Consider the following 13,212-nt stretch of genomic DNA (forward strand, 5'->3'; position numbering starts at 1 on the left):
TTCGCCGACGGCCGATGGCGCGGGATCGTCTGCCGATGACATCGACGGATGCGATGAGCAGCTATGACGTCATCGTGATCGGTGGGGGCACCCCGGGCCTGCACTGCGCGGAGGTGCTCGCCGAGGGTGGCGCGCGCGTTGCCGTGGTGGAGCAGGAGCTCCTGGGTGGCACGTCCTTCTACTGGGGCTGCATCCCGTCCAAGACGCTGCTGCGCCCGGGCGACGCGCTCGCGGCGGCTCGCGCGGTTCCAGGAGCGGCGGAAGCCGTCGGCGCGGCACGGCTGGACGCGTGCGCCGCGCTCGCCTGGCGGGACTTCATGGTTTCGCACTACCACGACAGGGTCCACGCGGTGCGGATCCGGGACGCCGGTGTCGACCTGCTCCGGGGACGCGGCCGGCTCGCCGGCCCTCGTGCGGTCGACGTCGGCGGTACGGCGTACCACGCCGATCAGATCGTGATCGCGACCGGATCCGACGCGCTGATCCCGGGAGTTCCCGGCCTGCTGACACTTCCCGGGATCTGGACGAATCGAGAGGTCACGACGCTGACCGAGATACCCGGCCGGCTCGTCGTGCTCGGCGCCGGGCCGTTCGGGGTGGAGACGAGCCAGGCGCTCGCGCGGCTGGGCTCGTCGGTCGTGCTGGTGGACGGCGGTGCGCGGGTGCTGCCCCGCGAGCCCCGTCCGATGGCTGAGGCCGTCGGCTCGGCGTTGATCAGCGATGGCGTGGACCTGCGCCTGGGCCGGGAGGCGACCGGTGCCCGGTTGGACGGCACGGAATACGTGGTCGAGTTGGCCGGCGGCGATACCGCGCGAGGCGATCGGCTCCTCGTCGCCACCGGCCGGCGTCCGCGCGTGGATCTCATCGGGTTGGAGACCGTGGGCGTCGAGGCGCGACCGCACGGCATCGTGGTGGACGACCGGATGTCCTGCGGGGAGGGACTGTGGGCCATCGGCGACGTCACCGGTCTCTGGCAGTACACCCACGTCGGTGAGTACCAGGGACGCGTCGCGGCCGCGAACATCCTCGGCCGCCCGCGGGTCGCGAACTACGAGGCGATTCCCCGGGTGGTGTTCACCGACCCGCAGGCGGCGTCGGTGGGCGCGACGACGGGCGAGTTCACCGCGACGGTACGACTGTCCGACGTGGCCCGCACCGCGACCTACACCCGGGCGTACGAAGCCCGCCCCGGCTTCGTCACCCTGGTGTCGGACGGTGAGCGGCTGATCGGCGCCTACGCCGTCGGACCCGAGGCCGGCGAATGGCTCCAGCAGGCGACCGTGGCGATCCGGGCACGCATCCCGCTGGTGGTGCTCCTGGACGTCGTCCAGCCGTTCCCGACCTTCTCGGAGGCGCTGTTCCATGCTCTGCGCGATCTGGACACCCAGCTCAACGGATCGACGTGACGCCCGGGGTCAGGAAACCCCCGATCTGCCGCGCACCGGGTCAGCGGAGCGACCGGAAGGCGGCACGAAGCTCCCGGGTGAACAGCCCGGGTTGCTCCCAGGCCGCGAAATGTCCGCCCCTCGTCGGCTGGTGGTAGTAGCTCAGGCTCGGATAGCTCGCCTCGGCCCAGCTGCGGGGCGCCTGGAAGATCTCGCCCGGGAAGGCGCTGAAGGCAACCGGAACGGCCACCGGCGGGGACGCCTGGCCGGCGGTTCGCGCCCTCTCCCAGTACGCCCGCGCGGCCGACTCGCCCGTGCCGGTCAGCCAGTAGAGCGAGATGTTGTCGAGGACGTGTTCGCGGGTGAGGTTGCCCGACGCCCGGCCGCCGCGGAAGGCACGAGAGATCTTGAGGTAGCTGTCGGTGTCGTGGTCGAGCATCCAGGCCGCCAGCGCGACCGGCGAATCCAGCAGGGCGTAGCCGATCGTCTGGGGTCGTGTCGACTGCTCGACCAGGTAACCCCTGCCGCTCGACGAGAAGGTCCGGAGCGCGTCTGCCGCGGCTTTCTCCTCGTCGGTGTTCTTCGGCAGGCCGCTGGTGCCGGCCAGCGCCGGTACCAGCAGATTGAGGTGGATGCCGAGGAGCCCCGCCGGCGCCAGGCGGCCGATGCCGTCGGTGACGGCGGCGCCGACGTCGCCGCCCTGAGCGACGTAGCGGCGGTAACCGAGACGGCGCATCAGCTCCGCCCAGGCGCGCGCCGTCCGGGCGGTGTCCCAGCCGAGTTCGGTGGGCTTGCCGGAGAAGCCGAATCCGGGCAGCGACGGCAGGACGAGGTGGAAGGCGTCCGCCGCGGTGCCGCCGTGCGCGGTCGGGTTCGTGAGGGGGCCGATGGTCTCGAGCAGTTCGATGATCGAGCCGGGCCAGCCGTGGGTCATCACGAGCGGCAGCGCGTCGCGGTGCCGGGACCGCACGTGGACGAAGTGGATGCCGACGCCGTCGATCTCGGTGGTGAACTGCGGTAGCGCGTTGAGTTTCGCCTCGAACCGGCGCCAGTCGTAGCCGGTCGTCCAGAACCGGGCGAGAGCCTGAGCGGTCGCCAGTTGCACGCCCTGCGAGCGGTCGGCGACCAGCTCGCGGGACGGCCAGCGGGTCGCGGCGACGCGGCGGCGCAGCTCGGCCACCCGCTCGGGCGGGATCGCGACCCGGAAGGGGCGGATCGCGGGCGGTGCGGAGGGCGGTGCCGCGCCGGCCGGCGCCGATCCGAGCACGGCGGACGCGGCGGCCGTGAGGCCGGCGGCGAGACCGCCCTGCAGCAGCTGCCGCCGAGTGGGCTGGGACGCGGACGGAGTCATGTTGTTCACCTCTTGGCTCGTCGGGGTGGTCGGTGAGGACGGCGGCGCGGTCATCGCAGCGGCCGGAACGCGGCCCGCACCTGCGCGGCGAACAGCTCCGGCTCCTCCCAGGCGGCGAAGTGCCCGCCCCGCTGCGCCACCCCGAAGTAGTTCAGCGTGGGATACGCCTTCTCGGCCCAGCTGCGCGGCGTCCGCCAGATCTCGCCCGGGAACGTGCTGAAGCCGACCGGAACCCGGGGGTCCGGAAGCGGCGGGCGGCCCGCGGCGGGAGAGTCCGGCCCATAGGCCTCCCAGTACGAGCGGGCCGTGGAGGCGCCGGTGCCGGTCAGCCAGTACGTGGTGATGTCGTCGAGGATGTTGTCGCGGGTCAGGTTGCCCGCCGGGGTGCCGTCGACGAACGCCCCAGCGATCTTGTAATAGGCGTCGGTGTCGTGGTCGATCATCCACGCGGCGAGCGCGGCAGGCGAGTCCAGCAACGCGTACCCGATGGTCTCCGGCCGGGTGGCCATCTCCACGAAATAGCCGTTCCCGCTGGTCTGGAACACCGTGATCGCGGCCAGCGCCGCTTGTTCCTCCGCGGTGCCGGCCGGCAGCGACGACGGGTCGTTGAGCGCCGGCACCAGCAGATTGGTGTGGATGCCCGCCAGCCCCCGCGGCCCGAGCCGTCCCATCGCGTCGGTCACACCGGCGCCGACGTCACCACCCTGCGCCACGTAGCGGTCGTAGCCCAGCCTGCGCATCAACTCCGCCCAGGCCCGGGCGGTGCGCACCAGGTCCCACCCGACCTCGGTCGGCTCGGCCGAGAAACCGTACCCGGGCAAGGACGGCAACACGAGGTGGAACGCGTCCGCGGCGCTGCCGCCGTGCTTGGTGGGATCGGTCAGCGGGCCGACGGTGTCGAGCAGTTCGATGACCGAGCCCGGCCAGCCGTGCGTCATGATCAACGGCAGCGCGTCCCGGTGCCGGGACCGGACGTGCAGGAAGTGGATGTCCACACCGTCGATCTCGGTGGTGAACTGCGGGAGCGCGTTGAGCCGGGACTGCGCCCGCCGTAGGTCGTAGTCGTGGTTCCAGTACCGGCCCAATGCCCGCATCGTGGACAGTTGCACGCCCTGCGAGCGGTCGGCGACGAGTTCCGGGGTCGGCCAGCGCGTCGCTGCGAGGCGGCGGCGGAGGTCGTCGATCGCCTCCTCGCGGAAGCGCACGGTGAAGGGTCTGATCGCATGGCTGGTCCGCTGATCGAGCGTGGTCATCACGCACTGCCTTTCGGTCAGGATCCGGGAATGAAGTCCGGATCCAGCGGCCGGCCGGGCTTCCACCGGCGCCCACCGATCCCGGGCTTCGAGGAGCACCCTGAGCCTGACAAAACCCGGACGCGGCTCGCCCCCGTGAACACCCTGGTCGATACCCTGGCTCCGCCGGACTCGAGTTACGGCCCGGCCCGGCCATCGGCGAGGCCGCCGACGAGGCCTACGCGGTGGTCACCAGCCCCTCGTTCCCGGACCGCCCTTGAACGGGCCGACGACGTCCGACGTGATCCAGCCGCCGTAGAAGTCGCCCTCCTGCGGCAGCACTCGTTCGCCACCGACCCGGCACTCGTCGACACGGCTCGGATAGAACGCGACAAAACCCGTGATTTCCGCGTACGCCGGCACGGGCTGCTCATAGGACCAGCCGACCCGTGGCACACGGGTCCCGCCGACGACGAGATCCCAGTACCCGGCCACGCCTTTGAACTCGCAGTAGGATCGCCCGTCGCCCGGCTCCAGCACGCCCTCGGCGATGTCGTCCCGGGGGACGTAGAAGACCGGCGGATGCGAGGTCTCCAGCACCCGCAGGCAGCTGTCGCTGTCGACGATCGTCCGCCCCGCGTGCACGATCGTCACCCGTTCCGGGACCCGCTCCACGCGGGGCGGACGCGGGTAGTCCCACACCGACTCCATCCGGCCAGCCTGCCACGCTCACGGCCGCCGGCTTCACCACCGGTGACCCCGGTGTAGTCACGGGCGTCACGGCACAGGTCGATAACGAGCGGTTCACCGCGTCCGGCCGGTGGGCATCACGGTCGGCATGACGGACACGCGGGTGCGGGCGTACCGCATCATCAGCGCCCTGGCCGCGGTGGCGGCGGCGACCGTGACGGTGGCGGTGGTTCATGACACGCAGAGCGTCGCGGTGGCCGGGGAGAGCTGCGCCGCCACGGTAGATCTGGCGCTCCCCGAGGAGGCGGGACAGGTGAGGCTGCGGGTGCTCAACGGCACCCGTACCGCAGGTCTCGCCGAACGGGTCAGCGCGGACTTCGCGAACCGCGGCTTCGTGACGCAGCGGCCGGCGAAGAGCAAGAGCAAGGTCGACCAGGTCGCGGTCATCGAGTTCGGACCGGAATCGGTCGGCGCCGCCCAATGGATCAGGGCGTTCTTCCTCGGTCAGGCCGAGCCCCGGTTCGATCCGGCGAGGACCACCGACGTGATCGACGTGGTGATCGGCGGCCGGTACCGGCAACTCGCCACGCAGACCGAGGTCAACCAGTCACTGGCGCAGCTCGGCGAACCGGCGCTGCCGCCGGGCACCTGCGCGTCGTCGTGAGCCCGCATCCGGATCAGGACAAAGCGGACCGTAATTCGGTGGTGAGCTCGGCAAGCGCCTGGGGTGCGCTGCGGCACAGCCTCGGAAAGGCGAGGAAGCCGTGCGGCATGCCGACGTAGTTGGTGGTGCGCACCGGCACGCCGGCGGCCTGCAGAGCCGCCGCGTATCGCAGGCCGTCGTCGCGGATCGGATCGTGCTCGGCGACCTGGACCAGGGCGCGCGGCAGCCCGCCGTGGTGCGCGGCGAACAGTGGCGAGGCGTACGGCTGCGCAGGGTCCGCGTCGCCGAGGTAGTGGTCGCGGTAGGCGATGATGTCGGCTTTGGTGAGGACGGGGGCGTCGGCGTTCTCGTCGACGGACGGGCTGGAGCCGGTGAGGTCGGTGGCCGGGTAGATCAGGCCTTGGAAGGTGATCGCCGGTCCGGAGCGGTCGCGGGCCATGAGCGTGGTGACCGCGGCGAGGTTGCCGCCGGCGCTGTCACCGATGACCGCGAGACGTCCCGGATCGGCGCCGAACTCAGCGGCACGTGCTGTCACGTCGACCAGGGCGGCGTAGCAGTCCTCCGCGGCGGCGGGCCAGCGGTGGGTGGGGGCGAGGCGGTAGTCGACCGATACCACCACGGCGTCCACCGACGCGGCGACGTTGCTGCACAGCCAGTCGGCCGTGTCGAGGGAGCCGACCACCCAGCCGCCTCCGTGGAAGTTCACGATGAGTGGCAGCGCCGTCCGGCGGCCGGTGTCCGGACGGTAGACCCGGACACGCAGCCGGTCACCGTCGCCGGCCGCGTATCCGTCGGTCAGTGTGACACCGGGCGCGATGCCGCCGAGGAGCAGGTCGGTGACCCGATTATGGCTGATCTTGGCCTGCTGGTTTCGCAGGATCCGCTCGGTGCTCTGTCCGACGATCGAGGTCCTGCGCAGGGCGCGGCCGAGCACGCGGACTCGTAGATCAAGCTTCGCCATGACCCTGGAGTCAACGCAGGGCCGGGCGACTTGTCAACTTAGTTTACTTCGCTGCCTGCGGCGTCAGGCCGGAGGGCGTGCGTCGCCGGGCCGGCCGCCTCGGCGGCGCTCGCCGATCTCCCACGCCAGGACGTACTGCCGGATCATCCGGGCGACGTCCTCCGGGGTTTCGAAGGTGAGGATGAGGTGCTGCCCCGGGTCACCGTGCGGAGCCGCGCGCATCGTGTGGACCACACAGTCCAGCTGTGCCTCTCCGGTGCCCAGCCACACCGTTGCCCGTACCTGATCGCCGGGTCGCACCGGCAGCGGTTGATCGATCCAGCAGCGCAGACCCGTCTCGCTGATGTCCATGAGCACACCCTCGGTGGTCTGCCCGCCGGGGTGGGCGTCGATCCGTACTACCGCGCCGGCGCCGCCCCGCACGAATTGCCGCCGGTTGTCGTGCCGGGCGGGCGCGATGGGTGCGATGGTCCATCGGTACGGCGCATCGTCGGAAACCGCGATCAAGCGGCAGGGCAGCACGACGCGGGTACGTGGCGGAGCCCAGAAGATCTCGAACTCCTGACCCGGCTCCAGGACCGCTGGGCCGGCCGTCTCCAACGGTGCGGACACGGTGAACGCGTCACCGTCGACCGTTTCGAGTCGCGAGCGGAAGTTGATGCCGTCACCCAGTACGAGGAAGACGGTCGTTCCCGCCTCCGGGAGCTCCACCCTCGCGATCTCTGTGACACCCTCGCCCATCACGCTCCTCCAGTGGCTGTCTGGACAGCAGGTCGCATGCCTGCCTCATCGGCACACCGAGGGCGATCGTGAGGCTTTCGCGAGCCGGCGGCACTCCGGTGGGCGGTTCCGGCTCAGGCCGGGCGGTCGCGTGGTCGAACTGACAGGTGAAGGCGAACAGAGGCCGGCGAGAGGACCCGATGGCTGACCGGAACGTGAACCCGCAGCCGTCCGCGCCGGCCTACGAGTTGGAGGAACCGACGCTGGCGACGGCCCGGGCCGCCCTCGAAGGCTTCTTCGGGCAGCACACCCAGGATCTGTGGCTCACCCTGCTGTTCGACGCGGGTCTGACCGGCGCGGAAACCGACCCCAAGGCCTTGCACCGGCTGATAGCCGTCATGCAGGTCAGCCACCCGATCGCGCGCCTGTGTGCCCGTAGCCTCGCGGTCCGGGTGGCGGTCCACGATCGTCTCGTCAGAACAGAGAAGAGGTGATGTGACACGTGAACGGCGGTAGCCGAGAACCGGCTGGGTACCCTGACCGCTTCGAGGTTCTGGCGGACATCGACCTCGACGACCCCGAACTGCGCCGCCGCCTGGACCTGATCTCCGAACGCACAGCCGGACGCCTCGGACAGCCGGTGGCCCTGGTCAGCATGGTGCTCGACACCGCGCAAGTCTTCCCCGGCTCGTACGGGCTGACGGGATGGCTCGCCGAGATGGCCGGTACCCCCATCGAGTGGTCCTTCTGCGTCAACGCGGTCGAAACCGGCGCCGCCTACGTCGTGCCCGACACCACGGTCGACGCCAAGCAGGCGGACAATCCGCTGGTGACGGTGGATGGCGTGCGCAGCTATGCCGGCGTCCCGATCATTGTCGACGGCGCCGTTCTCGGGACGCACTGCGTGCTCGGTACCGACGCGCGCGAATTCACCGACGCCGACCTGGCCGAGCTGCGCCGCGGGGCCGACGAGATCAGTGGAGTCCTCGGAGCGTATCGATCAGCACGAGGCGACGAGTCCGAAGGCTGATCCGCCGTTCGCTGCTTCAGGGGTGGCTGCTGTCGTAGGCCTGACGAGCCCGGGCGATGGCGCCGCGACGCGCTGTACGCCGAGCCGAGGGCTCAGGGGAGCACCGCGGTGCGCCCCTGAGCTCAGGCTGCGGTGCAGGTGAGTGCCGGCACGGTGGCCGGACTGCCGCCGGCCAGCAGGCCGAACGTGGTGCTGGAACCGGGCGCGACGGACCCGTTGTAGGCCGCGTTGGTGACCGTGACGGTGCCGCCGCCGGTGCTCAGCGAGCCGTTCCAGACCTGGCTGACCGACTGCCCGGCGGGCGACGTCCAGCTCACCCGCCACCCGGCGAAGGCCGCCGTCCCGGTGTTCGCGACGGTGACGTCGGCCTGGAAACCACCCTGCCAGCTGTTGACCACCCGATACGTCGTGGAGCAGCCCCCGGGGGACGAGGGCGTGGGCGACGAGGGGGTGGGGGACGAGGGGATGGTGCTCGGCAACTGCGAGAAGAACTTCCAGATCTCGCCGCCGGTCCACGTCCGGGCGCCGCTCGTGCCGGTTGACCCGTCCACCGGTTCCGGCGTGTGGTCACCGTCGAAGGCGGCCCACACGACCGGGTATCCCGGGCGGCAGCCGCTGTAGGCGGTCACGACATGGGTCAGGCTGCCCCGGGCGGGCTCCGGCGGGTTCTGCGCGGTGCAGCCGTTGTTGCGGACGAACGTGTCGCGCAGCGGTCGCCCGCGGGAGATGTCGAGGACGCTGTCATGGGTGCCGTGGATGCCGAGGTAGGCGACCGGCTGGGTGCCACCGGCGCAGCCGCTGAGGTTGGCCCCGGAGAGCACCGCCACGGCCCGGAACACCGTCGGGCGGGCGCAGGCGACGGCATAGCTCATGGCGCCGCCGTAACTCCACCCGAGGGCGAACAGCTGGGACGTGTCGACGCACAGGTCGCCTTCGACGAGCGCGGTCAGGTCGTCGACCAGGGTCAGGTCACGGCCGCCGGTGTTGGCCCAGCCGTTGTCGATGCCCTGCGGGGCGATGAGGATCGCGCTGTTGTCCGACAGTCGCTGTTGTCCGTAGTAGGCCCACGTGGAGCCGGCCGCGCCGCCGGTGGCGACGTCGCTCGCGGTCCCGTTGAGCCAGTGGAAGGCAAAGATCAATTTGTACGGGCGGTTCCGGTCGTACCCGTCCGGAACGCGCAGGATGTAGGTGCGGTTCAGGCCGCCGCTGCGGATCGTTCGGGTGCCGCTGGCCAGGGTCGGCGCCTTGCCGCACCCGGCGGTCGTGGCCGCGATCGCGGCGCCGAAGTAGCGGCCGGACTGGGCGGCCGAAGCACCGAGAGTGGTGGCGGCCTCGGCGGTGCCGACGACGGCGACGCCGGCCGCGACGGCCAGTGTCGCGGCGGCCGCGACCAGCATCGTCCTGTGGAAGAGGCGCATGGGGGAGTGACCTTTCCAGATTTGGGAGCGTTCCCATCAATGCTGGTCAATGTTGCCAGCGCATTTCACGGGAAGGCAAGACGCGACTATCGCAGTGACGCCGGAATAACGATTCATTCGTGCCGGATCGGGGGTGTCGCTCGGTTATCAGAAATGGCCGATTCCGTCGGTCTCGGATGACCCCGTCCGGGTGAGATCCTCGACGCCGCGCTGACCCTGCTTGACGAGGGCGGACCGGACGCCGCCACCCTGCGGGGCATGGCCGCCAGGGTGGACGTGACCCCCAACACGATGTACACGTACTTCCCTGACAAGGCCGCCGTGTTCAAGGCACTGGTCGAGCGTCTGCTCGGCCAGGCCGACCACGGCGTCTTCGCCGACCGTGGCGAACCGTGGCGGCAACGGGTGGAATCGTGTTCCGCCTGGACTCCGGTGTCCCCGGCCCGGCAACCGCGGTCATCACCCCGGCTCGGTAGCCGAGCCGGCGACACCGCCTGGTGGCTCGGCCGCGCCGGGCTGAGTCAGCAGCGCTGGGGACAGCGAGCTGCCACAGCAGAGAAGGCGAAAGCACGAAGGAGACCGATATGGCAGCTGAAGGTGCGTCGAGCCGCGCTGCGTGCCTGCTTCGCCGGCCGGCCCCGTATCGTCAGCATAGGTCGGCCCGGCACGCGAGCTGACGCGCTGTAGTGGGTATACCACTGTGACCCATGCCGGAGGCTTGCCGCAGACTGGCCTCGGGCCCAGCTACCGACGCCAGGTCAGACATGGAATCGAGACGATGACCACCGGGCGCGGCTTACTGATCGTTCGGACGCGCCGATGGGGTCCCAGATCGAGACCGACGGTGCCGGCCCGCCACGAAATTCCCGATGATGCACCTTGCACCGGGCTCGACGAGAAGAGGAACAAGTCATGACCAGCACACACGTCAGTAAAGCTGAAATCGTTGCCATATTGCGGTCCAAAGGAAAGTCCGAACGCGCTGACTGGTTCGAGCGCGCGATGCCCGACACCATCAACACGGGCAAGAACAGCAGCCTCCTGGCGAACCTGGAGATCGATGCGGACGCATTGAAATCGACTGACCCGATTCCTCGCGCCGCGCTTGTCTAGGGCGAGCGACCGGCTCCGGTGGTGTCACGCCTCTGCGGCGCTGGCGGTGCCCGGGTGCGCCTCAGCCGGTTGCTGGTGGACGCCGTTGAAGGCGTTGACGAGTGCGTGGGGTGCATCGTCGCCGAAGATCTGCTCGATGGTTTCGTGCGCGGCGACGGCTTCGGCGTGGCTGCGGCGGAACATCACTTCTTCGTACGCCGTGAAGGCGGCCTCGACGTCGCCGGAGTGTGCGGCGATCGCGTCGCCGAGCTCCGCTGCGTCAAGCATGGCGATGTTCGCGCCCTCACCGCCCGGGACGGTCAGGTGGGCGGCGTCGCCGAGGAGGGTGACGCCGGGGACGCGGGTCCACCGGTGACCGTCGGGGAGTCGGTGGATGCTGCGGAGGACCGGCCCGGTCTCGCCGTCGGTTAGCAGGGAGAGGAGTGCGGGTGCCCAGCCCTCGAACTCCGCTGCGATCCGTTTCCTGGTGGCGTCGGCGTCGGTGAAGTCGATGTCGGCGAACCACTCGGCGGGGCGGTGGAGCACCACGTAGGTGTGGATTAGGTTTCCGGCTTCCCGGTGAGCGAGGAACCCTTTGCCGGGTACGAGGGCGTACATGGCGCCGTTTCCGACGGCTGCGGCCGCGTCGGGGTGGCGTTCGTCGACGTCCTGCAGGTAGGTGTCGATGTAGCTCATGCCCGCGTACGCCGGTTTCTGGTCCGAGAGCAGCGCGCGGACCTTGGACCAGGCTCCGTCGGCGCCCACGAGGATGCCGGTGGTGACCGTCGAGCCGTCCGCGAAGCTGAGTTCGTGGTGGCCGTCGCCGAGGGGCGTGGCGAAGAGGAGCTTCTTGCCCCACTGAACGGTGTGCGCCGGCAGTGACTCCAGCAGGATGCGCCGGATGTCTCCGCGCAGCGCCTCCGGGCGGGCCATGGAACCGTCGTCGAGGAGTTCGGCGAGCACCGTGCCGTGCTGGTCGAGAACACGCTGCGCCCCGCCGCCCTCGTGGATGATCGAGCGGAATTCCTCGGTGAGCCCGGCGATCTCGAGGGCGCGTTGGCCGTTGTGCTCGTGCAGGTCGAGCTGTCCGCCTTGTGCGCGGGCGTCCGGGGACGCGTCCGCGTCGTAGACGGTGACGGGGACGCCGTGCAGGTGCAGAACTCGCGCGAGGGTGAGCCCGCCGAGGCCAGCGCCGACGATGGTGACGTGAGTGGTCATTCTCTTCTTCCTGGCAGACGATCTGGCAGACGATTGGACCGCTGGTCCAACGGCAGTATTGGACCGCTGGTCCAACTGTGTCAAGATGGGCCCATGCCCGATCCCACGCCGCGAAGCCCCAGGCGAAGTGATGCGCTCTCCCGGGAGCGGATCGTCGAGGCCGCCATCCAGATCCTCGACACAGGGGGCGAGAGCGGCCTGACAGTCCGTGCGGTCACGGCGCATCTCTCCACCGGCCGGGGCGCGATCTACCATCACGTCGCGGACAAGGACGAGCTGCTCGCCGCGGCCGCGGACAGCGTCATCGCGACGGTGATGGTCGGCGTCGGCGTCGACGGTGATGAGGATCCGAAACGGGCGATCCGTGCTCTGGCGCTGGGCATCTTCGACGCGATCGACGCGCACCCGTGGGTCGGAACCCAGCTGTCCCGCGAACCCTTGCAACCTGCCGTCCTGCGGATCTGGAGGAGTGTCGGGTCGTACCTGCAAAGCCTCGGCGCGACCGGCCCGGCCCGATCGGATGCCGGATCAGCATTGGTCAACTACGTCCTCGGCTCGGCGGCCCAACACGCCGCCGGAGCCAGGCGGATGGTCAGAGAAACGGATCGGAAGGCTTACCTGGAGGCCTTCGCGGCGCAGTGGACACACCACGACCCCGACCCGATCGCGCAGGAAGCGGCCGCGCTGGTCCCCGGGCACGACGACCGCGAGCAGTTCCTCGCCGGAGTCGACATCTTCCTGCTCGGCATCACCGCCGGCCTGCAGGCCACCGCAGCGGGCGCGGATCACCGAGCCGGCGTGCCCACCGAACCACGACCGCGCCGATGACTCGCCACGCACGCACCGTGATTCCGGCGCGATCCAGCGGCCCGTAGGGCCCGCGCCCGTGACCAGAAAATCTATGTCGGGCCTACTAGACTTTCTCGGCGGGGCCGGTTAACGTTTCTGTCGTTGACAGCAAAGATCGTTGAAGACGCAGACGTAGCAGGCCGAGCGTCAAGCAGGGCCCGGAAGTTCGTGGCTCGCTCGGCACCGCGATGGAGTGCATGACCGCACCCCAAGCAAGGCAAGGCAGTGGCAAGACAAGACCTTGACGTAATTCCAGGTCAGGGCACGCGAGCAGGGCCGATGCACGTTCAGGGCTCTGCCTGAGAGAACCGAATCAGAAGTACGCAGTACCGCAAGTGGCAAGGCAGTGGAAGACAAGACCTTGACGTAATTCCAGGTCAGGGCACGCAGGCAGGGCCGATGCAGGTTCGGGGCTGTGCCTGAGGCAAGAAGGTTCTGCCGTACGTGTGCGGGGCCATGAAGTTTGCGTGGGGTTCCGGCACCGGCAGAGGGCATGACAGTAGTTCAGTAATGGAAGCAGAGGAAAGGGAGGGTTCAGCACCGTTGGATCGCCCGCCGTCAGAACTTAGTTTTGGTTCTGGGGTGGACACCGCAGTCTCCAT

General features: G+C 69.9%; 14 protein-coding genes. 7 read left to right on the forward strand and 7 right to left on the reverse strand.

All coding sequences use genetic code 11. The annotated features are described in order from the left end of the window. The first annotated feature begins 35 nt into the window (after positions 1-35). Positions 36-1,406, forward strand: a complete 1,371-nt coding sequence (locus AB0F72_RS35340; RefSeq protein WP_360441038.1) for an NAD(P)/FAD-dependent oxidoreductase — start codon at positions 36-38, stop codon at positions 1,404-1,406. A 40-nt stretch (positions 1,407-1,446) separates the two neighbouring features. Here the strand turns inward: AB0F72_RS35340 and AB0F72_RS35345 are convergent, their stop codons facing one another. The 3 genes from AB0F72_RS35345 to AB0F72_RS35355 all read right to left on the reverse strand — a co-directional run bounded on the left by AB0F72_RS35345 (position 1,447) and on the right by AB0F72_RS35355 (position 4,679). Then, entirely contained in the window at positions 1,447-2,736 is a 1,290-nt protein-coding gene (locus tag AB0F72_RS35345; protein ID WP_360441041.1) for an epoxide hydrolase family protein, read from the reverse strand. A gap of 50 nt (positions 2,737-2,786) precedes the next feature. Beyond that, complete coding sequence (locus AB0F72_RS35350) at positions 2,787-3,989, reverse strand: epoxide hydrolase family protein (RefSeq protein ID WP_360441044.1); 1,203 nt, start codon at positions 3,987-3,989, stop codon at positions 2,787-2,789. A gap of 228 nt (positions 3,990-4,217) precedes the next feature. Continuing rightward, positions 4,218-4,679, reverse strand: a complete 462-nt coding sequence (locus tag AB0F72_RS35355) for a DUF427 domain-containing protein (RefSeq protein ID WP_360441047.1) — start codon at positions 4,677-4,679, stop codon at positions 4,218-4,220. A 127-nt stretch (positions 4,680-4,806) separates the two neighbouring features. On the opposite strand from AB0F72_RS35355, the gene AB0F72_RS35360 reads away from it, so the two are divergent. Beyond that, positions 4,807-5,322: a LytR C-terminal domain-containing protein gene (locus AB0F72_RS35360; protein ID WP_360441050.1), complete on the forward strand. Its 516-nt coding sequence runs from the start codon at positions 4,807-4,809 to the stop codon at positions 5,320-5,322. 13 nt (positions 5,323-5,335) lie between these two features. Here AB0F72_RS35360 and AB0F72_RS35365 read toward each other — a convergent pair whose 3' ends face one another. Together AB0F72_RS35365 and AB0F72_RS35370 are read right to left on the reverse strand one after the other, a co-directional pair. Continuing rightward, positions 5,336-6,283, reverse strand: coding sequence for an alpha/beta hydrolase (locus tag AB0F72_RS35365; protein WP_360441053.1), 948 nt, complete (start codon positions 6,281-6,283; stop codon positions 5,336-5,338). A gap of 63 nt (positions 6,284-6,346) precedes the next feature. Further along, positions 6,347-7,024, reverse strand: a complete 678-nt coding sequence (locus AB0F72_RS35370) for a PilZ domain-containing protein (protein ID WP_360441056.1) — start codon at positions 7,022-7,024, stop codon at positions 6,347-6,349. A 179-nt stretch (positions 7,025-7,203) separates the two neighbouring features. Here AB0F72_RS35370 and AB0F72_RS35375 point away from each other — a divergent pair, with 179 nt between their 5' ends. Together AB0F72_RS35375 and AB0F72_RS35380 are read left to right on the forward strand one after the other, a co-directional pair. After that, positions 7,204-7,497 (forward strand): hypothetical protein, encoded by a 294-nt coding sequence (locus tag AB0F72_RS35375; protein WP_360441059.1) that lies wholly within the window; start codon positions 7,204-7,206, stop codon positions 7,495-7,497. Positions 7,498-7,505: 8 nt separating this feature from the next. Next, a complete protein-coding gene (locus AB0F72_RS35380; protein WP_360441062.1) occupies positions 7,506-8,033 on the forward strand; it encodes a GAF domain-containing protein in 528 nt (175 codons plus the stop codon). 122 nt (positions 8,034-8,155) lie between these two features. Here AB0F72_RS35380 and AB0F72_RS35385 read toward each other — a convergent pair whose 3' ends face one another. Then, complete coding sequence (locus tag AB0F72_RS35385; protein ID WP_360441065.1) at positions 8,156-9,451, reverse strand: cellulose binding domain-containing protein; 1,296 nt, start codon at positions 9,449-9,451, stop codon at positions 8,156-8,158. A gap of 195 nt (positions 9,452-9,646) precedes the next feature. On the opposite strand from AB0F72_RS35385, the gene AB0F72_RS35390 reads away from it, so the two are divergent. Next, entirely contained in the window at positions 9,647-10,138 is a 492-nt protein-coding gene (locus AB0F72_RS35390; protein WP_360441080.1) for a helix-turn-helix domain-containing protein, read from the forward strand. Between the two features lie 225 nt (positions 10,139-10,363). Continuing rightward, entirely contained in the window at positions 10,364-10,564 is a 201-nt protein-coding gene (locus AB0F72_RS35395) for a hypothetical protein (RefSeq protein WP_360441068.1), read from the forward strand. Between the two features lie 24 nt (positions 10,565-10,588). On the opposite strand, the gene AB0F72_RS35400 is transcribed toward AB0F72_RS35395, so the two are convergent. Beyond that, positions 10,589-11,761 carry an NAD(P)/FAD-dependent oxidoreductase gene (locus tag AB0F72_RS35400; protein ID WP_360441071.1) on the reverse strand — a complete coding sequence of 391 codons (1,173 nt, stop codon included), beginning with the start codon at positions 11,759-11,761 and terminating at the stop codon, positions 10,589-10,591. A gap of 93 nt (positions 11,762-11,854) precedes the next feature. On the opposite strand from AB0F72_RS35400, the gene AB0F72_RS35405 reads away from it, so the two are divergent. Continuing rightward, complete coding sequence (locus tag AB0F72_RS35405; RefSeq protein ID WP_360441074.1) at positions 11,855-12,589, forward strand: TetR/AcrR family transcriptional regulator; 735 nt, start codon at positions 11,855-11,857, stop codon at positions 12,587-12,589. Positions 12,590-13,212: the final 623 nt, after the last annotated feature.

This window comes from Actinoplanes sp. NPDC023936, assembly GCF_040639325.1.
Taxonomy (GTDB): Bacteria; Actinomycetota; Actinomycetes; order Mycobacteriales; family Micromonosporaceae; genus Actinoplanes.

What these genes read in the sequence shown, in the direction of transcription:
- AB0F72_RS35340 (WP_360441038.1), top strand. Translation starts at nt 36, where the DNA reads ATGACATCGACGGATGCGATGAGCAGCTATGACGTCATCGTGATCGGT.
- AB0F72_RS35345 (WP_360441041.1), bottom strand. Translation starts at nt 2,736, where the DNA reads ATGACTCCGTCCGCGTCCCAGCCCACTCGGCGGCAGCTGCTGCAGGGC.
- AB0F72_RS35350 (WP_360441044.1), bottom strand. Translation starts at nt 3,989, where the DNA reads ATGACCACGCTCGATCAGCGGACCAGCCATGCGATCAGACCCTTCACC.
- AB0F72_RS35355 (WP_360441047.1), bottom strand. Translation starts at nt 4,679, where the DNA reads ATGGAGTCGGTGTGGGACTACCCGCGTCCGCCCCGCGTGGAGCGGGTC.
- AB0F72_RS35360 (WP_360441050.1), top strand. Translation starts at nt 4,807, where the DNA reads ATGACGGACACGCGGGTGCGGGCGTACCGCATCATCAGCGCCCTGGCC.
- AB0F72_RS35365 (WP_360441053.1), bottom strand. Translation starts at nt 6,283, where the DNA reads ATGGCGAAGCTTGATCTACGAGTCCGCGTGCTCGGCCGCGCCCTGCGC.
- AB0F72_RS35370 (WP_360441056.1), bottom strand. Translation starts at nt 7,024, where the DNA reads ATGGGCGAGGGTGTCACAGAGATCGCGAGGGTGGAGCTCCCGGAGGCG.
- AB0F72_RS35375 (WP_360441059.1), top strand. Translation starts at nt 7,204, where the DNA reads ATGGCTGACCGGAACGTGAACCCGCAGCCGTCCGCGCCGGCCTACGAG.
- AB0F72_RS35385 (WP_360441065.1), bottom strand. Translation starts at nt 9,451, where the DNA reads ATGCGCCTCTTCCACAGGACGATGCTGGTCGCGGCCGCCGCGACACTG.
- AB0F72_RS35395 (WP_360441068.1), top strand. Translation starts at nt 10,364, where the DNA reads ATGACCAGCACACACGTCAGTAAAGCTGAAATCGTTGCCATATTGCGG.
- AB0F72_RS35400 (WP_360441071.1), bottom strand. Translation starts at nt 11,761, where the DNA reads ATGACCACTCACGTCACCATCGTCGGCGCTGGCCTCGGCGGGCTCACC.
- AB0F72_RS35405 (WP_360441074.1), top strand. Translation starts at nt 11,855, where the DNA reads ATGCCCGATCCCACGCCGCGAAGCCCCAGGCGAAGTGATGCGCTCTCC.